Annotated in this window: 22 protein-coding genes; 16 read left to right on the top strand and 6 right to left on the bottom strand. The window is 40.5% G+C overall.

The genetic code is table 11. The features are described from left to right. Positions 1-5: 5 nt before the first annotated feature. Positions 6-1,961, top strand: coding sequence for a hybrid sensor histidine kinase/response regulator (locus H5079_RS14635; RefSeq protein ID WP_182684366.1), 1,956 nt, complete (start codon positions 6-8; stop codon positions 1,959-1,961). Between the two features lie 21 nt (positions 1,962-1,982). Further along, entirely contained in the window at positions 1,983-2,597 is a 615-nt protein-coding gene (locus H5079_RS14630) for a fumarylacetoacetate hydrolase family protein (RefSeq protein ID WP_182684365.1), read from the top strand. 92 nt (positions 2,598-2,689) lie between these two features. On the opposite strand, the gene H5079_RS14625 is transcribed toward H5079_RS14630, so the two are convergent. Together H5079_RS14625 and H5079_RS14620 are read right to left on the bottom strand one after the other, a co-directional pair. Further along, entirely contained in the window at positions 2,690-3,742 is a 1,053-nt protein-coding gene (locus H5079_RS14625) for an aldo/keto reductase (protein WP_086993206.1), read from the bottom strand. Between the two features lie 21 nt (positions 3,743-3,763). Then, positions 3,764-4,192 carry a thioesterase family protein gene (locus H5079_RS14620; protein ID WP_086993205.1) on the bottom strand — a complete coding sequence of 143 codons (429 nt, stop codon included), beginning with the start codon at positions 4,190-4,192 and terminating at the stop codon, positions 3,764-3,766. 140 nt (positions 4,193-4,332) lie between these two features. Here H5079_RS14620 and H5079_RS14615 point away from each other — a divergent pair, with 140 nt between their 5' ends. The 3 genes from H5079_RS14615 (at position 4,333) to H5079_RS14605 (ending at position 7,296) form a co-directional block, all read left to right on the top strand. Continuing rightward, on the top strand, positions 4,333-4,509 hold the full coding sequence (locus H5079_RS14615) for a hypothetical protein (RefSeq protein ID WP_011329040.1): 177 nt from the start codon (positions 4,333-4,335) through the stop codon (positions 4,507-4,509). A gap of 73 nt (positions 4,510-4,582) precedes the next feature. Beyond that, a complete protein-coding gene (gene dinB, locus H5079_RS14610; protein ID WP_011329039.1) occupies positions 4,583-5,638 on the top strand; it encodes a DNA polymerase IV in 1,056 nt (351 codons plus the stop codon). A 122-nt stretch (positions 5,639-5,760) separates the two neighbouring features. Then, positions 5,761-7,296, top strand: coding sequence for a leucyl aminopeptidase family protein (locus H5079_RS14605; protein WP_182684364.1), 1,536 nt, complete (start codon positions 5,761-5,763; stop codon positions 7,294-7,296). Positions 7,297-7,348: 52 nt separating this feature from the next. Here H5079_RS14605 and H5079_RS14600 read toward each other — a convergent pair whose 3' ends face one another. Both H5079_RS14600 and H5079_RS14595 read right to left on the bottom strand, forming a co-directional pair. Continuing rightward, positions 7,349-8,986, bottom strand: a complete 1,638-nt coding sequence (locus H5079_RS14600; protein WP_182684363.1) for a methyl-accepting chemotaxis protein — start codon at positions 8,984-8,986, stop codon at positions 7,349-7,351. A gap of 136 nt (positions 8,987-9,122) precedes the next feature. Further along, positions 9,123-11,348: a S9 family peptidase gene (locus H5079_RS14595; protein WP_089368684.1), complete on the bottom strand. Its 2,226-nt coding sequence runs from the start codon at positions 11,346-11,348 to the stop codon at positions 9,123-9,125. 111 nt (positions 11,349-11,459) lie between these two features. On the opposite strand from H5079_RS14595, the gene H5079_RS14590 reads away from it, so the two are divergent. Both H5079_RS14590 and H5079_RS14585 read left to right on the top strand, forming a co-directional pair. Further along, positions 11,460-11,858, top strand: coding sequence for an HIT domain-containing protein (locus H5079_RS14590; RefSeq protein ID WP_182684375.1), 399 nt, complete (start codon positions 11,460-11,462; stop codon positions 11,856-11,858). A gap of 27 nt (positions 11,859-11,885) precedes the next feature. Next, the gene (locus H5079_RS14585) at positions 11,886-12,419 is read left to right on the top strand and encodes a fused DSP-PTPase phosphatase/NAD kinase-like protein (protein WP_089368683.1); all 534 of its coding nucleotides are present in this window, start codon (positions 11,886-11,888) and stop codon (positions 12,417-12,419) included. Positions 12,420-12,560: 141 nt separating this feature from the next. Here H5079_RS14585 and H5079_RS14580 read toward each other — a convergent pair whose 3' ends face one another. Continuing rightward, positions 12,561-14,255, bottom strand: a complete 1,695-nt coding sequence (locus tag H5079_RS14580) for a dipeptidyl-peptidase 3 family protein (protein ID WP_011329033.1) — start codon at positions 14,253-14,255, stop codon at positions 12,561-12,563. A gap of 283 nt (positions 14,256-14,538) precedes the next feature. Between H5079_RS14580 and H5079_RS14575 the strand changes: the two genes are divergently transcribed. Further along, the gene (locus H5079_RS14575) at positions 14,539-15,378 is read left to right on the top strand and encodes an HDOD domain-containing protein (RefSeq protein ID WP_011329032.1); all 840 of its coding nucleotides are present in this window, start codon (positions 14,539-14,541) and stop codon (positions 15,376-15,378) included. 76 nt (positions 15,379-15,454) lie between these two features. Here the strand turns inward: H5079_RS14575 and rdgC are convergent, their stop codons facing one another. Beyond that, positions 15,455-16,366: a recombination-associated protein RdgC gene (gene rdgC / locus H5079_RS14570; protein WP_011329031.1), complete on the bottom strand. Its 912-nt coding sequence runs from the start codon at positions 16,364-16,366 to the stop codon at positions 15,455-15,457. Between the two features lie 470 nt (positions 16,367-16,836). Between rdgC and H5079_RS14565 the strand changes: the two genes are divergently transcribed. The 8 genes from H5079_RS14565 (at position 16,837) to H5079_RS14530 (ending at position 25,981) form a co-directional block, all read left to right on the top strand. Further along, complete coding sequence (locus tag H5079_RS14565; protein WP_086993178.1) at positions 16,837-17,205, top strand: response regulator; 369 nt, start codon at positions 16,837-16,839, stop codon at positions 17,203-17,205. Between the two features lie 228 nt (positions 17,206-17,433). Continuing rightward, positions 17,434-19,851, top strand: coding sequence for a bifunctional aspartate kinase/homoserine dehydrogenase I (gene thrA, locus H5079_RS14560; protein WP_011329029.1), 2,418 nt, complete (start codon positions 17,434-17,436; stop codon positions 19,849-19,851). A 9-nt stretch (positions 19,852-19,860) separates the two neighbouring features. Beyond that, complete coding sequence (gene thrB, locus H5079_RS14555; RefSeq protein ID WP_011329028.1) at positions 19,861-20,796, top strand: homoserine kinase; 936 nt, start codon at positions 19,861-19,863, stop codon at positions 20,794-20,796. 10 nt (positions 20,797-20,806) lie between these two features. Then, on the top strand, positions 20,807-22,090 hold the full coding sequence (thrC, locus tag H5079_RS14550) for a threonine synthase (protein ID WP_182684362.1): 1,284 nt from the start codon (positions 20,807-20,809) through the stop codon (positions 22,088-22,090). Between the two features lie 271 nt (positions 22,091-22,361). Then, on the top strand, positions 22,362-23,618 hold the full coding sequence (gene glyA / locus H5079_RS14545) for a serine hydroxymethyltransferase (RefSeq protein WP_011329026.1): 1,257 nt from the start codon (positions 22,362-22,364) through the stop codon (positions 23,616-23,618). A 104-nt stretch (positions 23,619-23,722) separates the two neighbouring features. Further along, positions 23,723-24,172: a transcriptional regulator NrdR gene (gene nrdR / locus H5079_RS14540; protein WP_011329025.1), complete on the top strand. Its 450-nt coding sequence runs from the start codon at positions 23,723-23,725 to the stop codon at positions 24,170-24,172. 2 nt (positions 24,173-24,174) lie between these two features. Further along, positions 24,175-25,323 carry a bifunctional diaminohydroxyphosphoribosylaminopyrimidine deaminase/5-amino-6-(5-phosphoribosylamino)uracil reductase RibD gene (gene ribD, locus H5079_RS14535; protein WP_182684361.1) on the top strand — a complete coding sequence of 383 codons (1,149 nt, stop codon included), beginning with the start codon at positions 24,175-24,177 and terminating at the stop codon, positions 25,321-25,323. Positions 25,324-25,327: 4 nt separating this feature from the next. After that, entirely contained in the window at positions 25,328-25,981 is a 654-nt protein-coding gene (locus H5079_RS14530) for a riboflavin synthase (protein ID WP_086993175.1), read from the top strand. Positions 25,982-26,006: the final 25 nt, after the last annotated feature.

The following is a 26,006-nucleotide window of genomic DNA, read 5'->3' as shown; positions in this document are numbered from 1 at the left end:
ATTGCATGTCTATTAAGGCAACCAAGCTGCTACTTGTTGAAGATGATGAAGATGATTATATTCTTACTAGCGATTATCTTGAGCAGCTCAGTTCCCATACATTTGAGATTGAGTGGGTTAGCGACCCTAAACAAGCAGTTAAAGTACTTAGTGAGAATAAGCATGACATTTGTCTGCTAGATTATCGCTTAGGTGCCTCAGATGGCTTAAGTGTATTAAAACAAGCAATAAAAAACGGCTTTAGTGGCCCAATAATTATGTTAACAGGGCAATCTAATGAAGCGTTAGATTCGGCTGCACTTGATGCCGGCGCTGTAGACTATTTAGTTAAAAGTGAAATGACCACTAGCCGCTTTGCGCGCGCAATACGTTATGCTTTAGCCCGTCGCGATGTTGAAGATGAGCGACTTGAACGATTAAAAGCCGAAGCCGAAAACCGCTCAAAAGATCGCTTTTTAGCACACTTAAGCCACGAACTACGTACCCCGCTGTCGTCGGTTTTAGGTTACACCGAACTATTAATGCAAAGCGACTTTAGTAAACAAGCCGAAAACGAGCTAGGTGTAATTTATCGCAATGGTAAACACTTATTAAGCTTACTTAATGACGTCCTCGATTTATCAAAAATAGCGGCCGATAAGCTTGAACTTAATTGCAGTGATGTAAATCTTGATAGCTTAATGGCTGACGTATTTACTTTAATGCGAGTGTCGGCGCTTGATAAGGGCTTGTCACTACGCTTTGAATCGCTGCAGCCCTTGCCTTTAATCGTTAATATTGACGCAACTCGCCTTCGACAAATACTTATAAACATTATCAACAATGCAATTAAATTTACCGAGCAAGGCGAAATAACTCTTTGTGCTTGGACTGAGTTTGTTAGCGACCGTGAAATGCTATTTTTTAGTATTGAAGACTCGGGCATGGGCATTGCCCCCGAAAAACAAGCGCTTATATTTAAACCGTTTGAACAAATAGCCGATGTTGAGTCGCGTGCAGTGGGCGGTGCAGGTTTAGGACTTGCTATTTGTACTGAGTTACTTAACAGAATGCAGGGCTCAATAGCCTTAGATTCAGCAATAGGCAAAGGCTCTAAATTTATTATTTCGCTCTATCCGGGCAATATTGAAAATGTAGAGCGTAGCTTATTAAGGCTCGACTTAACCCCTAATATGCAGCAAAAAAATGCACCATGTAAAGTTAATGGTAGGGTATTAGTGGTTGATGATTTACGTGATTTACGCGTTTTAGTTGGCCACATGATCACTTCTGCAGGAGCAAAAGTAGATTACGCTGAGCACGGTAAGCAAGCGCTTGAAAAAGTACGTAATGCCCAGCAACAAGGAATAGACTACGACGCTATTTTTATGGATATACATATGCCAATTATGGGCGGAAAAGAAGCCACCATAGAGCTTAGAAAAATTGGCTTTGAAGGCGCAATTATTGCCTTAACGGCAGCAACTATGAAAGGCATTCATAATGAGTTATCGGCATTAGGGTTTAATAATGTGATAGCAAAACCAGTCGATTCCAACTTACTGTATCAGTGCTTACAAGATACGCTTAGTAAAAATAATAAAACAGCAGATGTATTAATTCCCCCCGAAGTTACCCATAGTAATACCCGCTTTTTATTAGTAGAAGACGACGCCGATGCGGCGCAAATAACGCAACTTTTACTAGAAAGCTTAGGGGTTGAAACACAAATAGCAAGCAGTTATGAGCATTGTTTAGCCATACTTAAAGCAGACGCTAACTACGATAAAGTACTGCTAGATATGAACCTGCCCGACGGCAGTGGTTTAGATTTAGCAAACCATATAAAACAACATTATCCAAAATTAAAGCGCGTTATTGTTAGTGGTATGGAACCTGATCCAGTAAAAATTAAACAGCTTGAAATTGAGCAAGTGCTGCTTAAACCAATTAATTTAGCTTTGCTCGAAACACTTATTTAACCAACAATATAGAGTTGATTTATGCAGTTAGTAATATTGGGTTGTGACAACGTATTGCCCTCAAAAGTGGTGTGTGTAGGGCGTAATTACACCGCACACATTGCAGAGTTAAATAATGAACTGCCAGAGCAAATGGTGTTATTTAATAAGCCTAATAGTGCAATTGGTACTAAGTTGCTAGCAAAGCATAATAAGGATGTTTTACATTACGAAACCGAGCTTTGCTTTGTGGTAAAAAATAGTCGTTTAGTTGGCGTTGGCTTGGGGCTTGATTTAACCAAACGCGAAGTGCAGGCTAAGTTAAAAAACAAAGGCTTGCCGTGGGAGCGAGCAAAAGCGTTTGACGGCTCTGTGCTATTAACGCCGTTTGTTGAGCTTAGCGAGGACATGCAACATTTTAGCTTTGAGCTCAAAATAAACGATCAACTAATACAACAAGGTAATAGCGATTTTATGTTACATAAACCAGCGCAAATTTTAGCTGAAATTAGTGACTTTATGTACTTAGAAGATGGCGACGTGATAATGACCGGCACACCTGCAGGGGTTGGTGAAGTAACGACTGGCAGTATATTTAGTGTCACGCTGTACGCCAATGAGCAACGTATATTAGCGCATAAATGGCAGGCCGAGTAATAATGCAAAGTTAAAAGTGCATCTATGGAGTAGGTGCACTTAGCTTGCGGTTTTTACTTTTAACTTGGTCTTTTTAATTAATGCGCATTAGCTTAATAAGGCATAGGGTATTGTCTAAAAATACGATTAATAGCGCCGAGAATTTCATCGCTTAAAGTAAGGTTAAACGCGCCTATATCTTCTTTTAATTGCGCCATAGACGTGGCACCAATAATAGTAGAAGTTACGCCATCTACTTTATTACACCAAGCTAGGGCAAGTTCTGCTGGGGTTAAATTATGGGCGTGAGCAAGTTCTACGTATTGCTTTATTGCTTGTTGTGCGTTTGGCGTATCGCGGAAAATACCGTTACGTTGCATAAAGGTCCAACGCGTTCCTTCAGGGCGTGCGCCGTTTAAATATTTACCGGTTAATGAACCCGCAGCTAATGGTGACCAAGGTAAATAAGCAATATCTTCGTGTACACATTGTTCTATTAAGTAAGGCCAATCTTTGGCGTGTACTAGGCTAAATTCGTTTTGAATCGACACCATGCGCGGTAAATTATGCTCTTTAGCTAAGTTTAAAAACTGGTTAACACCCCAAGGTGTATCGTCTGAAAGGCCACAGTGTTTTATTTTTCCGGCTTTTACGCAGTCGTTTAAACCTTCTAATATATCGAGCATATCGGCAGTTTGTTGCTGCGTATCTACCTCGGTAAATTTAAGCATTCCTGGCCATTGTTTAGCAAAATGTGGCGTGGCGCGGTTGGGCCAGTGTAGTTGGTATAAATCAATGTAATCGGTTTGCAAGCGTTTAAGCGAATCATCAACCGCGGCAATGACTGTTTGGCGGGTAATATTGCTACCTTCACGTATCCACTCTAAACCGTTTCCGGCAATTTTAGTGGCAAGTACTATGTCGCTACGTTTATCTTGATTGCGCGCTAACCAGTTGCCAATAATTTGCTCTGTTTTGCCGTAGGTGTCGGGAGATGGCGGCACAGCGTACATTTCGGCGGTATCAATAAAGTTAACACCTTGCTCAAGCGCATAAGCTATTTGCTGATCTGCATCGCTTTGCGTGTTTTGTAACCCCCACGTCATACTACCTAAGCAGACCCTTGAGACGTTTACACCACTGCTACCTAGTGGGTTGTATTGCATATAAGCTCCTTATTTACTGGCTTAGTTTTGGGTATATTGCTGTATAGCAGATAAAAGCGGCTCAGTGATTGGCGACTTTTTACCAGTTTGAAAGTCAAACATTACGACTTGCGAAGTGCCCGTAGTGGTAATGGCATTTTGCGCGTGGCTAAACACGTTGTAGTTCATCATAAAGCGATCTGTTTTAATATCGCTAATGGTGACACCTACAGTGAGAGTATCGGGAAAAGTAACCGGGCGTTTATAGCGAATGGTGTTTTCGCTGATCACAGGGCCAATACCTTTGCTGCTAATGGTTTCAAAAAGATTTATTTTATTTAAAAAATCGATGCGAGCTATTTCAAAATAGCGTAAATAAACGACATTATTTACGTGTTGCAGAGCATCCATATCTCCCCATGCCACTGTAATATCAGTATGAATAGGATGTTGATCTTTAAACGTTTGCATACATTTACGCCCTTTAATTTTAAAGTGTTTAGATTATCAATATGGGGTTATTACCTCAAGGTAATTAACCTAGGGTATTTTATGTTTGGTTTAATTAAATAAAAGGTTTATTGTTATATAACACAGCTAGGGAGATATGTATGAAAAGTGTCGTTAATTGGCTTTTAGTCTGTTTAGTTTTTATAGCTGCATTTATTTGCTACGCGATGGGTAATGCATCGGGTGTAATTGCTTTAACAGTTGTGGGCTTTGCGTTGGAAACAGGGTTTTGGCTGTACTCTTTTAAAAAGCGTAAAAATAATAAACGCTGTTTTTAATAGGGTGCAAGCTTGCTAATTATAGGTGACTCTATAATAATGGCTGTATAAATAAACAGTTGTTATAGTGGTAATGAAAAAGTTTATTCATATAGATATGGACTGCTTTTATGCGGCGGTCGAAATGCGCGACAACCCTAAACTTGCCAATGTACCACTAGCAATTGGTGGTAATAGTCGCCGTGGCGTACTCTCTACTGCAAATTACATTGCTCGGGAATATGGCGTGCGCTCGGCTATGTCTAATTATCATGCTAAGCAGTTATGCCCCGACTTAGTTATAGTGCCTGGGCGTATGGCTGTTTATAAAGACGTGTCGACGCAAATACGTGCCGTGTTTAGTCGCTATACAGATTTAATTGAACCCCTCTCTCTTGACGAAGCCTATTTAGATGTAACCCATAGTGAGCAGTGTAAAGGCAGCGCTACACTTATTGCGCAGCAAATTCGTGCTGATATTTATAATGCCACAGGGCTTACTGCCTCGGCTGGTATTGCGCCAATTAAATTTATTGCCAAAATAGCCAGTGACGAAAACAAACCCAATGGTCAGTTTGTAGTATTGCCCGATCAGGTTGATGCCTTTTTAGCACAGCTACCGCTGGGTAAAATTCCGGGGGTAGGTAAGGTCACGCTCGAAAAGCTTAACTTAAAAGGTTTGTATACAGGCCAAGATGTACGCAAAAAAGGCGTAAATTGGATGCAGCAACATGTAGGTAATTTTGGCGTGTCGTTATATCAAAAGTGCGCTGGTGAACACATAGGCCGGGTGTCTACTGAGCGCGTACGTAAATCGCTAAGCGTTGAGCATACTTATGAGTACAATAAAAATAGTTTACAAGAATGCCTAGAACAACTTCCTTCACTACTTGAGGAGTTAACCACTCGACTAAACAAGCAGCAGCTGCAAAATCAGGTAAATAAACTTAGTGTTAAAGTGAAATTTGCTAATTTTGTAGTGACCTCAGCCGATCAGGCGCATCAGCAATTAAATAGCGATATTTTTAGCGAACTATTAGCTAAAGCGTATCAACGCGGCTTACAGCAACCAGTGCGTTTGTTAGGTATTGGGGTAGGAATAAAGAATCAGCCGCAACACAATTTGCAGCTGAGCATACTCGATATGTAAACCCTGTAGTGACAAGTTGCCAGCGCATGTTAACTTAAGCTGGGAGCTTATCGCAGCTTGCTGGTCTTCAATATTCAAATCAACGATAATAGAGGCTTATGTTTTTAACAGGACCTTTATTTATGGCATACCCTAAAGCAGTAGTGGCTCAGCCAGTGAGCGCTAGCCTTGAATGCAACGCGCATGACGCACTCATTATAATTAGTGATGACTTTTCTCAATTAGCTAACAATCCATTACGCGACGCTATTGCAGCGCAAGCAAAAGTAGATTCACGTATCGGTAAGCAAGTAACTTTATTAGTTATTAATAATAAACGTGTAGTACTGGCGCCTACTGGGCCATTAAATAGAGACTACGACGATGTACGCCGTTATTTTGATGCTGCAAAATTAGCAATAAATGAAGCTAAAGCATCGGGCAGTGTTAACCCTGCTATTTACTTGCCTAATATAAATGCCGACAGCCGTTATCAGCATGCGCTAGAAGTTGCTTACTTAGGAACTTGCCAAGCATTGTGGCAGCCATTAGAAGCGCGCGAATATCATGGCGAGGCTATTGAGCCAATTACGCAAATTGGTTTGGTTGATGCCACAGAGCAAACAATTAAAGCAGTGAATGCACTTGCAGCTGGACAATACGCAGCGCGTGATTTATGTGGCACTGAGCCTGAGCGCATGGCGCCGCCACGTTTTGCAGATTACTGTGTTGATCTATTTAAAGGCAGTAATGTTGTAGTTGATGTTATAGATGACCTTGCAGTTATAGATAAAAACTACCCTATGCTTAGCACAGTAGCTCGTGCATCGTACGCTGTTGAGCATCATCACCCGCGTGTAGTTAAATTAGAATATGTACCAGAGGGCGAGGTAACTCGTACACTCATGTTTGTAGGTAAAGGCTTAGTATACGATACCGGCGGCGCTGATTTAAAAGTGGGCGGCCATATGGCGGGCATGAGCCGCGATAAGGGCGGTGCAGCTTCTGTGGCCGGCTTTATGAAAGCAGTGGCCGACTACCAACCTAAGGGCGTTAAAGTAATCGCTTACTTAGCGGTAGTACGTAACTCAATTGGCTCTGATTGTTTTGTACCAGATGAAATTATTACTAGCCGTGAAGGTGTGCGAGTACGCATAGGTAATACAGATGCAGAAGGGCGCTTAGCTATGGGCGACCTGTTAAGTGAAATGAAAGATTTAGCTAAAAACCAAATTAACCCAACACTATTTACAGTGGCCACTTTAACCGGCCATGCAGCCCGCGCTATGGGTCCTTATGGTGCTTACGTTGAAAATGGACCAGCACGTAGTGCTAATATTTCACGAAAGCTCGCTGATAACGGCGACTTATGGGCCGATGGCGCAGAAGTATCGCGTTCTCGTCGTGAGGATTATGACTTTATCAAGCCGCGTACTTTAGCAGACGATGTACTTTCTAGTAATAACGCGGCATCGGCTGTAACGGCACGAGGACATCAGTTCCCTATGGCGTTTTTAGCAATTGTTGGCGGCTTAGACAAGCATGGTAACGACTCAGCTCAGCCACTACCTTATGTACATATGGACATAGCAGGTAGCGCAGTAGAGGGCGGCGATTGGCAGCATGGCAAGCCAACCGCAGCCTCGGTAAGTAGTTTATTTGCTAGTTACTGTTTGTAATTACCATAAAGTAGTAATTAACAACGCCCTGTAAATACAGGGCTTTTAACTTTTAATCTAATTTAAAACGAGTTACTACACTTGAGAGTTGTGAGCTACTTTGTTTTAACTGCTCGCTGGCACCGGTTAATTGCTTAGTATTATCGAGTGACTCTTTAGTTGAATTAGCTAGATCGTTAATACGCAAGTTCACTTCATCTGCAGCTAAAGTTTGCTGCTCAGTAGCACGCGCTATTTGACTGTTCATTTCGGTGATCACACTAACTAAGCGTTCAATTTCATTTAATGATGTGTTTGCTGATGATGCCTGCTCAACCGTTGATGCTGAAAGAGCTTGGCTCGACTTCACCGCCTCTACCGCTGCTTTTGCACCGTTTTGCAGCTTAGTGATCATAGCTTGAATTTCGTCGGTGCTTTTACCAGTACGGCTTGCTAAAGTACGCACCTCGTCTGCCACAACGGCAAACCCACGGCCGTGTTCACCTGCACGGGCAGCCTCAATCGCAGCATTAAGGGCAAGTAAATTAGTTTGCTCTGAAATACTTCTAATTACTTCAAGTACCGATCCTATATTATTACTTTCGCTGGCTAAATCGGCGGTAACTCGGCTCACAGTTTCTATATTACTGGAGAGTGTTTCAATCGCTGTTATTGTATTGGCAACGACATTTTTACCTGATGATGCATTACTAGCTGCATCGTTTGCAGCTTGCTCGGCGGCTTCAGCATTGCGACTCACATCATGAATTTGATGGGTCATTTGCTCCATTGCTGCAGCTACCTGAGTGCTACTGTCGTTTTGTAATTCAATAAATGATTGGCTTGTTTTACTTGCTTCGTCAACGGTATGCGCATGTTGATTAACATCGTGTGCGCTTTGCGATACATATGTTAACGATTCGTGCATTTTCAATATAAACGCGTTGAATGAATGAGAAAGCTCAGATATTTCGTCATTTCCGGTTTCATCTAAGCTGCGGGTTAAATCGCCTTCGCCTTGGGAAATATCTTTCATCATGTCGGCAGCTAAGCGTGTTGGAGTAATAATACTTTTACCAATAAAGTAGCTTAATATAATCAGTGCAATAATCATTACCACGGCATTTATAATTATTAAATTACGTTGCTCAGCAAATGCACCATCAATACTGTCGAGGTACACGCCCGAACCTATAACCCATTGCCATTGGTTAAAGCCCTTCACAAACGCTATTTTATCAACTGGTTTGTCTTTACCTGGTTTAGGCCATTTATAAGGTACAAACCCTGAACCTGCTTGTTGAGTCACTTTTACCATTTCTACAAATAATGCTGTGCCATCGGGGTCTTTGTTATTAGTTAAATCTGTACCATTTAAGTCTGGCTTAAATGGATGCATTATCATTTTTGGGTGGTAGTCATTTATCCAAAAATAGTTGGTATTATCGTACCTAAGGGCACTAATTGTAGCTAAAGCTTGCGACTGCGCTTGTTGTTGGGTGAGGGTATTACTTTGCTCAAGATTATAAAAGTGATCAATAACGCTATAGGCGGTTTCTACTAGGTTTTGAGTTTTAAGATATTGCTCATTTTTAAGCGCTTGATACTGATTACTTAAGCTCGAAATACTTAATATAACCAGTCCCAATACAACGATACCAACTAACAGTGCAAAACGCTGAAAAATAGTAAAACGACGAAGGTTGAGCATATGTTTATTCCTTAATGGGTACAGCACTGCTGGGCTTTTATTAAGTTTATTTATATAACTAAACTTAGCACTTATTAAGGCAAAAAAAAGGCTGATTTATAATCAGCCTTTAGTCTATTTATTCAATATTTAGTTGTTATTTAACATCAAAATGACGATTAAAGAAGTTAGTAATGGTTTGGTGTAGGTGTGTTTGCACTGTTTTACCGCGTAGGCTGTGTTTAGAACCTGGGTAGGTCATCATTTCAAACGGTTTATTGGTATCTTGTAATTGTTTAAATAGTTTAGTGGCGTGAGTAAACAACACATTGTCGTCGGCCATGCCGTGGTAAATCATTAATGGACCTTTTAAGCCGTCAATATACGGAAATACCGCACTGTTTTCATAGCCTTTAGCATTAGTGGCCGGGTGGCCTAAATAACGCTCAGTATAATGAGTGTCGTAAAGTGCCCAGTCGGTTACTGGCGCGCCAGAAACACCGGCGTTAAAGTAATCGCCAGCTTTAAACATGGTCATTAGTGCCATGTAACCGCCATAACTGTGGCCGTAAATACCAATACGTTGTGGGTCAACATAATCAAGCGTACGTAAAAATTCCACGCCTTTAATTTGATCAGCAACTTCTACTTCACCTAAATTTTTATAAATAGCATCTTCAAACTTTTTGCCACGGTTGTATGAGCCGCGGTTATCAAGTTGAAAAATCACATAGCCTTGTTGCGCCATATATTGAAAATATAGGTTTTTACTACGCCAGCTATTAGTTACTCGCTGTGCATGTGGGCCACCGTATACGTTTACAATAACAGGGTGTTTTTTAGCGTCACTTATATTGCTTGGTTTAAATAACCTATAATGCATTACTTGGCCGTCTTCGGCTTTAAGTGTGCCGTATTCAGGCGTCGCTAAATCACTTAGGTAAGGCGTAAGCGGGTGCGTGTTATCTAGCTTGTTTTCTTCAAGCCAAGTAATAAATTCGCCATTTATTTTACGCAGAGCTGCAGCGTTTGGCTGATTAACCGCCGAGCTATTATCAATAAAGGTTTTGTTGTCTTTGGCAAGTACTACATCGTGATATTGGCCTTGCTCGGTAATGCGTTTAATATCGCCTTTTTTAAATAACGAGGCACTGTATAAGTGGCTTTCGAGTGGGGTGTCTTTTCTGCCTGAAAAGTAAACGAGGCCTTTTTTCTCATCTATGCCTTTTAAGCTATCGACCGCCCATTCGCCGTTAGTAATTTGACGTACTAATTGGCCATTGGTGCGATAAAGGTATAAATGTTTAAAACCATCACGCTCAGACGCCCATACAAAATGCTTTTTGTCTTTTAAAAACTCAAGGTCAAAGTGTAAGTTTATCCAGGTATCGCTACTTTCGGTGAGCGCTACTTTTTGGCTTTTAGTTTTGCTGTTATAAAAGCGCAGCTCTAACGTTTGCTGTGAGCGGTTTTGCCATTGATACGAGAGCGTATTACTATCTTTTAACCATTTTGCTCGGGCAAGGTAAATATCTTCATCTTTGCCTAAATCAACCCAATCCACTTGCTGATTGTTTAAGGTAACTACGCCAAGCTGTATTTTAACGTTATTAGTGCCAGTAAATGGGTAACGTTGATTGAATAGTTTTACTTCGTCGGCGTAAATTTCGTTGCGTAGCGCTTCTTTTACTGGGCTTTCGTCAACGCGAGTAAAGGCAATTTTAGACTCGTCGTCGGCCCACCAATAACCGGTCATACGGCTCATTTCTTCTTGTGCAACAAATTCGGCCATGCCATTTTTAATGATGCCGCCGCCATCGTTACTTAGTTGAATTTCTTTACCAGAATCGAGCGCTAAAGCGTACAGGTTTTGCTCGCGAATAAAAGATACAAAATTACCTTTTGGCGAAAAGCGAGCATCGGTTTCAAATGCCTCGGTATTGGTGAGTTTTTTACTTTTATTTGCTGCTAGTTCGTAGTAATACAAATCGCCGTTAAGTGGGAACAATAACGCTTTACCATCTTTAGACCACTTATATTCAAGAATACCTTGGCCAAAAATACGCTGGCGCTCGCGGCGTGCTTTCTCTTCGTCAGAGAGATTCTCTGGGCCCGAGAATAACTTAGCCGAATCGACCAGCATACGGTTGGTGTTATCTTTTAAGTTATATTCCCATAAGTCGTAGCGGTTATAGTCGTCACTTTTGCCTTGTAAATAAGTAACGCGATTGCCATCGGGCGAAAACTTTAATTGCACAGGAGATTTACCCGATAAACTCGGGTCGTCAAAAATACGCTCTAGCGAGAGTGGTTTTGCTTGTACGCTAACAGCACTTGCTAGCAGAGGGATGGCCAGTGAAAGATGTTTTATTTTTTTTAGCACAGGGTTGCCTTCGCTTTAATAAATATTGCTTAGAATGGTAAAGCCAAGCGTGTGCAACTGCAACTAAATGCTATAAAGTGGTAATTATTAAAGACAAAGTAGGACACTATGATGACCCACCCCACATTTGAATTAGCCCCAGAGCTTAAGCGCGATTGTATAGAGCTTGCCGATTGGCCGCTGTGTAAAGTATTACTATTGAACGATAGCCAATACCCCTGGTTTATTTTGGTGCCAAAAAAAGCCGGTTTAAAAGAGATAATTGACTTAAGCGAGGATGAGCAAGTTACTTATTTGCGCGAGTCGGAAAAATTGAGTCATTTATTAATGCGGGTATTTAATCCCGATAAATTAAACGTGGCGGCGCTTGGTAATATGGTGCCGCAATTACATATTCATCATATTGCGCGTTTTACTAGCGATGCCGCTTGGCCTGCGCCAGTATGGGGTAAACACCCGGCAGTGCCATATGAAGACGAGAAAATAGCAAAAATAAAAGCCCACTTTTAATTCTAAAACTTTATAGAGAGAGCCAAGATGAGACATATTAAGTTGTTTGCCAATGCATTATTTATCACTGCGCTATTAACTACAGGCGCAGCGTTTGCAAAAGAGCAGTCTATTAATATTACAGCAGTTAAAACTAGCGATGTGCGTAATTTAGTTATTCACGAAAATCAAACGTTGTCTGCGGCACAGCCTACGAGCGAGCAGCTTAAACAACTCGCTAATGCTGGAGTAAAGCACGTAATTAATTTACGTGGCGAAAACGAGCAAGACTGGGATGAAGCCCAGTTGGTGGCTTCGTTAGGGATGCAGTATCACGCATTGCCAATTGCTGGCGCGCAAGATGTTAGCGTTGAAAACGCACAAAAGCTGGCTAAAATAATGGCAGAACTAAACGGCGAACCTGTGCTGTTACATTGTGCTAGTAGCAATAGAGTAGGGGCTTTAATGGCTATTTCTGCTCATGCAGAAGGGCTTGATATTGAATCAGCCCTAGCAAAGGGAAAGCATTGGGGAATGAGTAGTTTAGAGCCTGTAGTGCGCAGCGTTATTACTGCTAAGTAATTATTACTAAATAATTAGCGTTTAGCTTAAATAACGACACCGAGCACTTTTAACTCAATAAAAAAGCGTTACAGTTTTGAGCTGTAACGCTTTTTTAGTTTTTATTTACTAGGCTATTTTAGGTAGTAAACAGGCTATAAACTATTTAAGGCCCAACACTGCTTTGCCTTGTTTAAAAGTAACATCAACCGGAATGTTAGCTTGGCTTAGCTTTTCTAAATCCTCTGCTAGCTCTGCTTTAATATTACCGTGCGTAGCAATAAGCTGATCTACTTTTTGATAGTCGCCATCACCTTGAATGGTTAAAATTAAGCGCGATAATTTAGCCATAGCATGGCTCATTTTTTCCATATTTACACGGTATAAACCGGCTTCATTTTTAGAAAAAGCACCTTCTTGAGCAAAAAAGTTAAAGCGGATCATATTCGCTTTACCATGAGCACTAGATGCACCAAAACGTACTGAGCGGAATATACCAGCCATAAAGGTGGTGTAGTAATCCTCTAGTGTACCTTCAGTAATTTCGCCTTTTTTAAGTAGTTGCTCAATCATGTATAAACCTAAAATATCGGCTTTACCTTCCTCTAGCGCACTGGCGTGTTCTTGTAATGATTGGCGCACAGTTCCCTTACCAGTAAGGGTATTTTTAATGCCTAAGCCATGGGCTACTTCATGGAACATAGTATTAGCAAAAAAAGCATCAAAGGTAATATGCTTACGTTGCTCAGGCACAATAAGCTGTTCTGCAATTGGTACTAAAATTTTGTCAAACTTAGCGCGCATGGCATTTTTAAGTTGTAAACGGCGCGTGCCTTTTTCAAGCTGTACTTGCTCGTCGTTTGGTAAGTTTATTGCAATGGTTTTACTGCCCGCATTTGAGTGCCCTGCATAGTAAACAACGTCGTAGGCATTTAGGTCGGCGTCTGATCCCGGAACTTCCTGTTTGTATTTATCATCAACCGGTAAGCCTTTTTGTAGCTCAGGTAAAAAGGCAGCAAATTTAGCCAGGCGTTCGCTCCATGCTAAATCTTTAATTAATACATAAGACTCATAAGCAGCACGGTAACCAAACAATTGGTCTTCATAAGTTTCAATTGGACCAATAACCACATCTACTGGGTTATTTTTCATATCCATCCACGCAAAATCAGACGCTTGAAAGTCATCGTTTAGTAGCGCGTCTGCACGAAGGTTTAAGTAGTTAGCAAACTCTTTATCGTCTGCTAGTTTACTTGCTTCACGTAGCAAGTTAGCAGCCTCTAAAAGCTCGGTTGCGTACTCTTTAGAGTATGGCACGCTGTAAAGGTTACCTTGCTCATCACGTTTAATAATAGAGTAAAGCCCATTTTTATCTGCAAGATCAGCTTTATTTAACTCTTCTTTAGTTATATCTGCAGGGTAAAACTGTGCACCAGTTGCTTTTTCTTTATAGCTTGATAAAAACACTTTATCGCCGTTTAAACGATCCCATGGACCGTAGTTTATGTCGGCAAATTTACGCACTTTGTCATCAGCTAGTTTAGCTAAAAATGACTCTTTATTTTCACCAAACGCTTGCTGCCAAAATAAATCATCCATAATTATTGAAGCATCTATAAGCTTTGCCACCATAGCTTTTTGGTTATCACTTAAATGTGATAAATCAGTTTGTAAGCTAAAGTCAGTGTAAATGTCTAAACGTTGTTTATCGGTATTTATAAGTGTTGGACCTACTGGCTTTACTTGCTCTGTTTTAACAGCCGTTTTATTACTAGAAGAAGGGGCTTGCTCTGAACAAGCACTAAGAAAAACGATGCCGGAGAGCATAATTGCTTGGCTAATTTTATTTAAATTCATTATTTTGCCTATTTAAAAGTAAGATTTATTATTTGTATGCAGTTCGCTAAGGCGCTTACTATCTTAAAAATACTGCCTTATAGTGACTGCATTAAAGCAAAACACCGTGGTAAATAGCAAGTTTTAGGCGTTAGAGGTGTAATTAACTGATGTTAAATAGTAAATAAAAAATAAATTTATGTAGTTTTGTTAGCTTTAACTATAAGTTAAGTAATACTAAAGCATATAATAACAACAATATAAGGCTTGTTTTAGCTTATAAATAACTAATCATAGGGATGTTATGTCTACTGAAAATGCATTGTTAACAATTTTGATTGATAGAATAAATAACGACACTTTGGTGCTGCCTACTTTACCTGAAGTAGCAATTAAAGTGCGCCAAGCTGCTGATAATAATGACGTAAACTTGATGCAAATGGCCGATGTGATTGCACATGATCCAGCACTAACAGCCCGTATGATTAAAGTAGCTAACAGTGCAATTATGGGGCGCTCAGTTAAGGTATCTAACTTACATCAAGCAGTTACTCGCATAGGCTTACGACAAATTAAAAATATTGCAACGGCTATGGCAATGGAGCAATTGTTTGTATCTAACAACGAGCTAATTAAAGGTTACATGGGCAAAGCGTGGCAAAAAACGTTAATAGTAGCGAGTCACTCAATTGCATTAATGGAATTTTACTTAAAGAATAATAAGCAAAACTCTTTAAATAGAGATTCGATTACCTTGGCATCATTAATTTATAATATTGGTGTATTACCCATTTTAACCGAAGCCGAACGCCATCCTGAGGTATTTGCTAATCCTAGCTTTTTAGCCCATGCAATTCAAAAGCTCAGTGGTAAAATTGGTGGCTCTATAATGAAAGCGTGGGAGTTTCCTGATGAATTTGTTGATGTGGCGCAAAACTGGGCTGATGCCAGTCATCGCCCTGAGCAGGTAAGCTATATTGATTTTATTAGGATTGGTGCAATTTTAGAGGGCACGCTACAAGTGTCAGATAAGTCGGCCGCGCTACAGGTTTATATTAACAAAGGAATTATTCCTTCTATGCAGCTTTTCACCAGCGATGAGTATCACGCTATGGTTGACGATATAAAAGAGATGTTTTGCTAATAGTAATTAAGTAGTGAGTGTAAAAAAGCACGATTAAATCGTGCTTTTTTTGGCTTAACTTAGCAAGGGTTAGCGCTTAAGCTAAGTCGTCTATATCGCCTAAGCCTTGAGTTAGCTCTTCAAGTAGCTGTTTAATTTCTTCTGAAGCTAAAATAAAGTCAGCATCGAGTTTTACTGCCATGTCTTCTTTTGGAATATCAGCATTTTCTTCTTTTAAGGTATCGCTGTAGCTTAAACGCTTAATAGAGCCGTCGTTTTGCAGCATAAACTTAACGCGTTCTTGCCAATCAAGTGCAAGCTTAGTAACACGTTTGCCTGTTTCAAGGTGCGATTTAACTTCGTCGCACGATAGGTCGTGGCCTTTAAGCTTAACTTGCGCGCCACTATCGTCTGCTTCTTCTAGCTCTGCATCTGAGCCAATTGCAAAGCCTTCAGGCGTGCTGAAGTTAGTTAACCAGTCGGTTAAAAATACATCTAGGTCGTAATTGGCAAATGCAGGTACTACAGGCAGTGTGCCTAATGATTTACGCAAAAGTGCGAGTAACTCTTCGGCTTTGTTAAAACTGCCGCTATTAACCACAACCCAGCCGTTTTCTTGGTCAATAAATGCAAACTGTAAGCTCGACTTTTTAAATGCTTGTGGTAGCAGTGTATGTAAAATGTTTTCTTTTAATTCGTCTTTTTCTTTCTTTTTAACTGGGCGATTTTCTTCAGCTTCAATTAAGTCGACTTTTTCTGCAACTAGCTCATTTATAACCGATGCAGGTAATACTTTTTCTTCGCGCTTAGCGCAAACTAAAATACTTTTTTGTGAAAAATGCGATAAAGTTTCGCCGTGTTTCCCAAACGCTTTTGTCCAGCCAAATGTAGCCAGCTCTTGGCCCGTACATGGACGAAATAAGTCTTGCTCTAATGCTTTGTCAAAATCTTCTTGTGTATACGAAACATCTTGTTTAAAGCGATAACATATAAGGTTACTAAACCACATAGGAATACAGATCCATTTGAAAAATTTGCACAATCATAGCAATAAAATCAGTATCTCGAAATGGCTGATTTTATTGTGGCATATTTAAAAAATAGCAAGTTGTTTTAAGGAGCGCAGTCATAATTGAGTATGTGTAATCTTGCTTGCTGTCGCTGCGCACTTGTTGCGCAATAAGTTGCTACACTTTTATACAGGCCGTTTAAAACTAAGCGCATATGTATTTAGCGCTTAGCTTTTTGCATTACACTATAGTTTAATGCTGGGTTTGATAATGCGCAGGCTAGGCCAAATATAAATAACTCTTGGTTGAATAAATTTCAATTTTGAAAAATTAACACGCCCTAGTGTATTTTACATTAATTCAGTTATAGTGAAGCTCGATATTTTTGAAGTTTTTTGGCTTTAAGTTTGGCTGAACGAGAGGTTGTTTTTATGCTGGCTTTAATGCATCGCCTTAGTAACTGGTTTTCATGATGAACTTTTCTATTTTAGTTTGTGACGATTCAGCAGTAGCCCGCAAACAAGTGATACGTTGCTTAAATGACTGTATAACCGCCGATATACGCCAAGCGATAAATGGAGTAGATGCGTTAGCGTTATTGAAAGAACAACATTTTGATTTAGTTTGCCTCGATTTAACTATGCCGATACTCGATGGTGTGCAGGTGTTGGAGCATATTAAAGCAGAAAAAATGGAGTGTTTTGTATTAGTCATTTCGGCAGATATTCAACAGCAAATGCAGCAGCGCGTAGCACAATTAGGTGTTATAGGGTTTATCGAAAAGCCAGTTGGCAAAATAATACTTAATAATATTTTGCATAAATTTGGCATTTACTAGAAGTTAAGATGAAAAAAAGACTGTTTTATCTTCTTAATGAGGGTTGACAGTATAGCCTGTGTTAAGGCAGTCTTAAGCTATGAAAACATTTAGTCTTGCAGCGACCATTATTATTACAACCATCATCCTAACTGGATAGTGGCATAGGTCGGTGCAACAAATTTAAAGGCCTGTGTTCACTTAGAACCCAGGCCTTTTTTCGTTTTATGGAATGAGGAAACATAAAAAATGCGCGTTTTAAAATTTGGCGGATCATCGCTTGCCGACTTTGCTTGTTTAGAGATGGTTGCCGTGCTGGCAAAAGCACAATTAAAAGATGAAATGTTATTAGTGCTTTCAGCCCCCGGTGGCATGACAGATTCATTAGTTGCATTAGCCTCAGCGGCTGAGCAGGGTGAAGACTTTAGTCACTTGTGGCAAGCACTGGTAAATCGATGTGACGAGTTAAAAAAAGCAGTAGAGCAAGGCTATGGTGAAATTGAAAACTGGCCAAATTTTACCGAGCTTAAAAATAAACTTGATGGTGTATCACTGATTAAATGCTGCCCTGAGCAAGTACGTGCTTTTATTATTAGCTTTGGTGAGCGCGTTAGTGTGTCGTTAATGCAATGCTTACTCGGTGATTTAAACGCGCAGTACCTTGAAGCGACCAATTGCATAGTATCAACCGGTGGTTACATAGATGCAGAGGCAGACTTAGTTGCCAGTAAAGTGCGCTTTCAAGCCGTATTAAAAGAACAACCAGCAACTATTTATATTATGCCCGGTTTTACTGCCAGTAATGAGCAAGGCGAACTAACCACTTTGGGCCGAAATGGCTCAGATTATTCTGCGGCAATTGCGGCAGCTTGTTTAGAAGCCGATGTTTGCCAAATTTGGACTGATGTAGATGGTGTTTACAGTGCCGATCCGCGTTATATAAAAACCGCCACTAAAGTTGATTTTTTATCTTATAAAGAAGCGATGGAGCTTTCTTACTTTGGTGCAAAAGTATTACACCCTAAAACAATTTTACCCTGCGCTAAAGCGGGTGTACCGTGCGAAATTAAAAACACGCGTAACCCCAATGCACAAGGCTCACTTATTAGTAACGAGAGCGTTTCATCTGAGCCAGTAAAAGCACTATCAAGTTTACAAGATTTAGCAATGCTTACCGTGTCGGGCCCGGGCATGAAAGGTAAAGTAGGGATGGCATCTAAAGTATTTAATGCCCTTGCCCTTGATAATGTGTCGATTGTTTTAATTACCCAGTCATCGTGTGAGTTCAGTATTAGTTTTTGTGTTCATGAGGTCGATTTAGCGCTGGCACTTGAAGCGCTGCAAACCGCATTTAAATTAGAGTCTCAAGCAGGATTAATTGAACCAATACAAGTAAAGCGTAACTTAGCTATTGTTACTTTGGTGGGCGATAATATGCGTGCGCACAAAGGTTTAGCGGCTAAGTTTTTTGCATCACTTGCTCAAGCACAAGTAAATATTGTAGCTATAGCCCAAGACTCTACCGAAAGTTCTATTTCGGCCGTGATCGATGGTGAACGTTGTAATGGCGCTGTAAAGGTTTGTCATGAGAATTTCTTTACCCATATTCCATCAATTGACGTGTTTTTATTAGGGTGTGGTTTAGTAGGTCAAGAGCTTATTGAGCAATTAGAGCGTCAACAAGCTTGGCTTGAAAAACGCAATATTAAACTTAAGCTTTATGGGGTTGCTAACTCTCGCCAGCTACACTTAGACAGTGAAGGTATTGCCTTTGATGACTGGCAGCAAAAGCTTGGCGCATCAGAGCAGGCTTTTGATTTAAAACTAGTTGAACAATTTGTACAGCAAAATCATTTAATAAACCCAGTATTAGTTGATTGTACTTCGTCAGATGCGTTATCGGCGCAATACGTAGACTTTTTAAATGCCGGTTTCCATGTCGTAGCCGCAAATAAAAAGGCCAATACAAGCTCGTATGCTTACTATCAAGACTTAATTGCAGCAACGCAAAAAAATGGCCGTAAGTTTTTATACGAAACCAATGTAGGAGCCGGTTTACCGGTACTTGATAACTTAAAATCGTTATTTGGTGCAGGAGACGAGTTACTAGAATTTAGCGGTATTTTATCAGGCTCGCTATCGTACATGTTTGGTGCGCTGCAAGATGGCTTGTCACTGTCTGAGGCAACAATTAAAGCTAAAGAAAGTGGCTTTACTGAACCTGATCCGCGTGATGACTTATCGGGGACAGACGTAGCACGAAAACTATTAATTATTGCCCGCGAATCTGGCATGCCACTAGAGCTAAGCGACATTGAAGTAGAGTCGGTATTACCGCACGGTTTTGCACAAGGCGATGATGTAAATACGTTTATGGAAAAGCTCCCTAGCCTAAACGCAGGTTTTAACGACCGAATAGCAAGTGCTGCCGCAGAGGGTAAAGTACTGCGTTACGTAGGCACAATTAAGCAAGGTCACTGTAAGGTAGGTATAGAAGCCGTTGATGCAAAGCATGCACTTTACGATATTCGTGATGGCGAAAACGCATTAGCAATTTTAAGTCAGTATTATCAGCCACGCCCATTTGTTATACGAGGCTATGGCGCAGGCTCGGCAGTAACAGCCGCTGGTGTATTTGCTGATATTTTAAAAACGTTATCGCGCTAGGAGCAAACAATGATTGAAGTATATGCTCCCGCATCTATTGGTAATTTTGCCGTTGGTTTTGACGCATTAGGCGCAGCTCTTGCACCTATTGACGGCAGTTTATTAGGCGATGTAGCCGTTGTTAGTGCCGCATCGAGCGATGAGTTTATTTGCTCTGGCGAATACGCGCATAAGCTACCAAGTGATGCCAGTGAAAACTTAGCGTATCAATGTTTAGTGCATTTTAGAGCGCATGTAGCGCCTAATATGCCAAGTGTAAAGTTGGAGCTGAAAAAGAACTTGCCCATAGGTTCAGGGTTAGGATCAAGTGCGTGTTCGGTGGTAGCAACCTTTGCTGCCCTAGATAAATTTGCCGGAACCAAGCTTAGCCAAGTTGAACTTATTGAGTTAATGGCCGACTTTGAGGCAGTTGTTAGTGGTGGTCGTCATTACGATAACATCACGCCATGTTATTTAGGTGGCCTGCAGCTAACTGGCGATTTAATTCCTAATAAATCAATTGCTTTACCAGTCGATGAAAACTGGTATTACGTTGCTGCGTTTCCTGGTTTTTCACTTAATACAGCAAAAGCACGCTCAGTTTTACCAAAAGAGTTGAGCATGCACGCAGGTGTAGAATTTGCGCAGCGTTTATCTGCCTTTAGTAGTTTATTGTTAATGCATCGCTTTGATGATGCATTAAGTATTATGCAAGACCATATAGCCGAGCCATACCGTGCGCCACTTATAACAGGTTTTAGTGAAGCAAAAGCGAGTTTGCCAGCGCTAGGCGCCGAAATTGTTAGTATTTCTGGTGCAGGGCCAACATTATTTACTGTGTGTAAAACATTAAAAGCTGCACAGCAGTGCGCGCAGTGGCTTGAAAGTAACTACATAAACGAGCAAGGTTTTTGCCATATTTGTAAATTAGATAACGACGGCACACGTCAATTAACAGTTTTATAGGATAGTAGTTATGCAATTACATAATTTAAAAGATAGTTCGCAACAAGTGTCGTTTGTTGAGGCAGTAAAAACGGGTTTAGGGCGTAATCAAGGGGTATTTTTTCCCGAGTCATTAACACCACTAACGGATGTTGATGCACTACTTGATATGGATTTTGTAACCCGTAGTAGTAAAATACTCTCGCATTTAATTGGCGATGAATTACCAGCAGATACCGTTGCACATATAGTTAAAAATGCATTTAACTTTCCGGTTAAGCTGGTGGAAGTGGCAGAGAACACTTATTGCTTAGAATTGTTTCATGGGCCTACCTTAGCGTTTAAAGATTTTGGTGCGCGCTTTATGGCAGAGTGTTTAGCGCAGTTTAATCAAGGCGATAAAGTGACTATTTTAACTGCAACGTCGGGCGATACTGGCGCGGCGGTTGCACATGCGTTTTATAATAAGCCTAATATCGACGTGGTAATTTTATACCCTAAAGGCAAAATTTCACTGGCGCAGCAAAAGCTCTTTACTACATTGGGTGGCAACATTCATTGTTATGCGGTTGAAGGCAGCTTTGATGATTGCCAAGAGTTAGTTAAAAATGCCTTTTTAGATGAAGAAGTTAAATCTACACTGGGGCTTAACTCTGCTAACTCTATTAATATTAGTCGCTTAGTGGCACAAGTTTGTTATTACTTTGAGGCAATTGCACAATTACCAAAAGCAAAACGGGCTACTGCGCATATTTCGGTTCCAAGTGGTAACTTTGGTAATGTGTGCGCGGCAATGATAGGTGCTGTTATTGGTTTGCCTGTTGGCAAACTTAGTGCAACTACTAATCAAAACGATACAGTACCGCGCTTTATGCTGGATAAAAACTGGACGCCAAACGCGACACTTGAATCACTTTCAAATGCAATGGATGTAAGCAAGCCAAATAACTGGCCACGAGTGCAATCTATGCTCGACAACAATTGGTTTAGCTACGATAATTTTTATTCAACTAGCGTAAACGAGCAAGATACGCAAACAGTGATGAAAAATATTCAACAAACAGGTTATGTTGCTGAGCCGCATACCGCTATTGCATACCAAGGACTTGTTGAAAATCGCGCTCCTGGCGCTGCCGGAATCTTTTTAGCAACGGCTCATCCAGCTAAATTTAAAGACAGTGTTGAAGGTATTTTAAACATTGAACTAGCTATGCCAAAGCCACTTGCAGATGCATTAGCCAAGCCATGTTTAGCTAATGATATAAATGCTGATTATGATGCCTTACGTACTGAAATACTTAAAAAATTAAGTTAAAAGTAAGATCTAATTAAAGCGGCCTTGGTCGCTTTTTTTATAGGTATATTTTAGTGTGGGTGTTAATACTTTCATTAGCTATGTAAATATAGTAATTAATATATATTTTAATTTATTATGTAATGATTAAAAAATATCATCTTAAAAAGCCTGTGAAATAAATTCAATCCCTGTTTAAATATCCTCAACTTAAGAGCGTAGGCAAATAGTCGTTTTAAGCGTACAATAAAGCCTCTAAAAAATACCATACACCTTGCCCCAGGAGACCCCAATGTTAGAACGTAGCATGAATATTTCAGATTTTGACCCAGAGTTATTTGACGCAATTGCAAAAGAAACTGCGCGCCAAGAAGATCACATTGAATTAATCGCTTCTGAAAACTACTGTAGCCCACGCGTACTAGAAGCACAGGGTTCACAGTTAACTAATAAATACGCAGAAGGTTATCCGGGCAAACGTTACTATGGCGGTTGTGAGCATGTAGACGTTGTTGAGCAATTAGCGATTGACCGTGCTAACGAACTATTTGGTTCTGACTATGCAAACGTACAACCACATGCTGGTTCGCAAGCAAATGCGGCCGTTTTTTTAGCATTGTTAAACGCCGGTGATACCGTACTAGGTATGAGCTTAGCTCATGGCGGCCATTTAACGCATGGTTCACACGTAAACTTTTCAGGTAAGCTTTATAATGCAATTCAGTATGGCCTAGATGAAACTACAGGCGAAATTGATTACGCACAGGTTGAAGCGCTAGCGCTTGAGCACAAACCAAAAATGATTATTGGTGGCTTCTCAGCATACTCAGGTATTGTTGATTGGGCTAAATTACGTGAAATTGCTGATAAAATTGGCGCTTACTTTTTTGTAGATATGGCGCACGTTGCTGGTTTAATTGCGGCGGGTATTTACCCAAGCCCAGTTCCTCACGCACATGTTGTTACTACAACTACACATAAAACCTTAGCAGGCCCTCGTGGTGGTTTAATTATTTCGGCATGTGGCGACGAAGCTATTTACAAAAAGCTTAACAGTGCTGTTTTCCCTGGTGGCCAAGGCGGTCCTTTATGTCATGTTATTGCTGCTAAAGCTGTGGCATTTAAAGAAGCCCTACAACCAGAATTTAAAGTATATCAAACACAAGTTGTTAAAAATGCACAAGCTATGGTTGCTGTTATGCAGGAACGTGGCTACAAAATTGTATCTGACAAAACTGAAAACCACTTATTCTTACTTGATTTAATCAATAAAGATATTACCGGTAAAGATGCTGATGCTGCTTTGGGTAACGCTCATATTACAGTTAACAAAAACTCAGTGCCTAACGATCCACGTTCACCGTTTGTAACATCTGGCCTACGTATTGGTTCACCTGCAATCACTCGTCGTGGTTTTAAAGAAGCAGAATCTAAAGAGCTTGCTGGCTGGATCTGTGACGTACTAGATAACATCAATGATGAATCAGTACAGGCGCAAGTAAGAGAAAAAGTAAAAGCAATTTGTGCAAAACTACCTGTTTACGCTTAATAAAAGTAAAACAGTAATTTAGATCACAATCGCTTAGTTTTTTGCTAAGATAAAGGCCGCTTTAAAGCGGCCTTTTTTGTTTTTTAAAACGGAAGTACCTAGCTATGCATTGCCCATTTTGTACCGCAAAAGATACCAAAGTTATTGACTCTCGCCTGGTTGGCGGTGGTCACCAAGTGCGTCGTCGTCGTGAATGCAATGACTGCCATGAGCGTTTTACTACGTTTGAGGGCGCAGAACTGGTTATGCCACGGGTAATAAAACAAGATGGCAGCCGCGAACCCTTTAACGAAGATAAATTGTTAAATGGTTTAAACCGCGCACTGGAAAAACGCCCCGTAAGTACCGAACAAGTAGAAGAAGTAGTTAATATAATAAAGTCGCAATTACGCGCAACCGGCGAGCGAGAGGTTTCGAGCCATTTAGTGGGAGAGTGCATTATGGAAGCGCTTAAAAAGCTCGATAAAGTAGCTTATGTGCGCTTTGCCTCGGTGTATCGCTCGTTTGAAGATATTCGCGAATTTGGCGAAGAAATTGCCCGTTTAGGGGAGTAAGTATGCAAAGCGACTGTGTTTTTAACCAAGATGACGAAATGTATATGGCACGTGCTATAGAACTGGCTAAAAAAGGCCGGTTTACTACCACGCCTAATCCAAACGTAGGTTGTGTATTAGTTAAAAACAATGAAATAGTAGGCGAGGGATTTCATCAGCTTGCCGGACAAGGGCATGCAGAAGTAAATGCACTTGCTATGGCTGGCAGTAAAGCAAAAGGCGCAACTGCTTATGTTACGCTTGAGCCATGTAGCCATTATGGTCGTACACCACCGTGCGCAGAAGGTTTAAAAGCCGCCGGTGTAGTAAAAGTAATTGCCGCCATGGTCGATAATAATCCACAAGTGGCTGGTAAGGGGCTGAAAATACTTAGCGACGCTGGTATTGAGGTTGCGTATGGGTTACTTGAAGCACAGGCTAGGGCGCTTAATTTAGGCTTTTTTAAACGCATGGAGCATGGCCTGCCCTATGTAACGTGTAAAATGGCCGCCAGTATTGATGGTAAAACGGCGCTTAATAATGGCCAAAGTAAGTGGATAACAGGCGCAGCAGCACGCCAAGACGTACAGTTATATCGTGCACAAAGTTGCGCTATTTTAACCGGTGCCGACACAGTATTAGTAGATGACGCTAAATTAAATGTGCGTAAAAATGAATTACCGCAGGCATTACCTACACAGTTACCGCTTCGCCAACCTGTGCGTGTTATTATTGACTCGCAAAATCGTTTAACCCCAAATCTTGCTTTATTTGCTATTGAAAGTGAAATAATAATTTTTACTACCAAGGTTGATAAATCGCAACATTGGCCGCATTTTGTAAAGCATATAGTAGTAACTGCTAGTAATTCAAAAGTTGATTTAACCGCGGTTTTAAAAAAGCTCGCAAAGCTGCAATTTAATACTGTGTGGCTAGAGGCTGGAGCAACCCTTGCGGGTAAAATGGTTGAACTGGATTTAATAGATGAATTTATTTTTTATCTAGCGCCTAAATTAATTGGGTGTGATGGCAAGAGTTTAGTTAATTTTCCTGAGTTGATCAGTATGCAAAATACGATTGATTTAACTTTTAATGAGTGTACGCGTATAGGTGATGATTTACGTATTAGCGCAGTAAAAAGCTCATTAAAACCACTTGATACAAAAGAGTAATGCTATGTTTACTGGGATAATAGAAGCCACAGGCAAAATTGCTTTATTACAAAAAAAACAAGGCGATTTAGCTATTCGTGTACAAAGCCCTGACCTTGATATGAGTGATGTTAAGTTAGGAGATAGTATTGCCACTAATGGTGTGTGTTTAACTGTTGTTGATAAACATGCCGATGGTTTTAGTGCCGACTTATCGAATGAAACGATAGATTTAACTGGTTTTGCTCATTACACATTAGGGCAAACAGTTAATCTTGAAAAAGCCATGCAACCGGTTTCGCGTTTAGGTGGGCATTTAGTGTCTGGCCATGTTGATGGCATTGCTACAATTACCGCCATTACGCCAAATGCACGTGCTACAGAATATTGGCTAACCACAGATGAAAACCTAATGAAATACATACCGTATAAAGGTTCTGTATGTATTGATGGTATTAGCCTAACAGTGAACGCAGTAGAAGGTAATAAATTTAAATTAACGATTGTGCCCCATACTAGCGAGCAAACAACGATAGCTAATTTTAAAGTGGGCACCCAAGTTAATTTGGAAGTCGACCAAATTGCGCGTTATTTAGAGCGGCTTATAAAAGGCGCAGAGCAGCCTACGGGCGCTGATATTTCAATGAGCTTACTCGCAAAAGCGGGCTTTATTAAGTAACGCAACTAACAACTAATAAGAGTGA

This window comes from Pseudoalteromonas sp. SG44-5, assembly GCF_014164175.1.
GTDB lineage: Bacteria > Pseudomonadota > Gammaproteobacteria > Enterobacterales > Alteromonadaceae > Pseudoalteromonas > Pseudoalteromonas nigrifaciens.
Note: the sequence above shows the minus strand (reverse complement) of the source record. Positions and strands in the feature narration are given on the sequence as shown.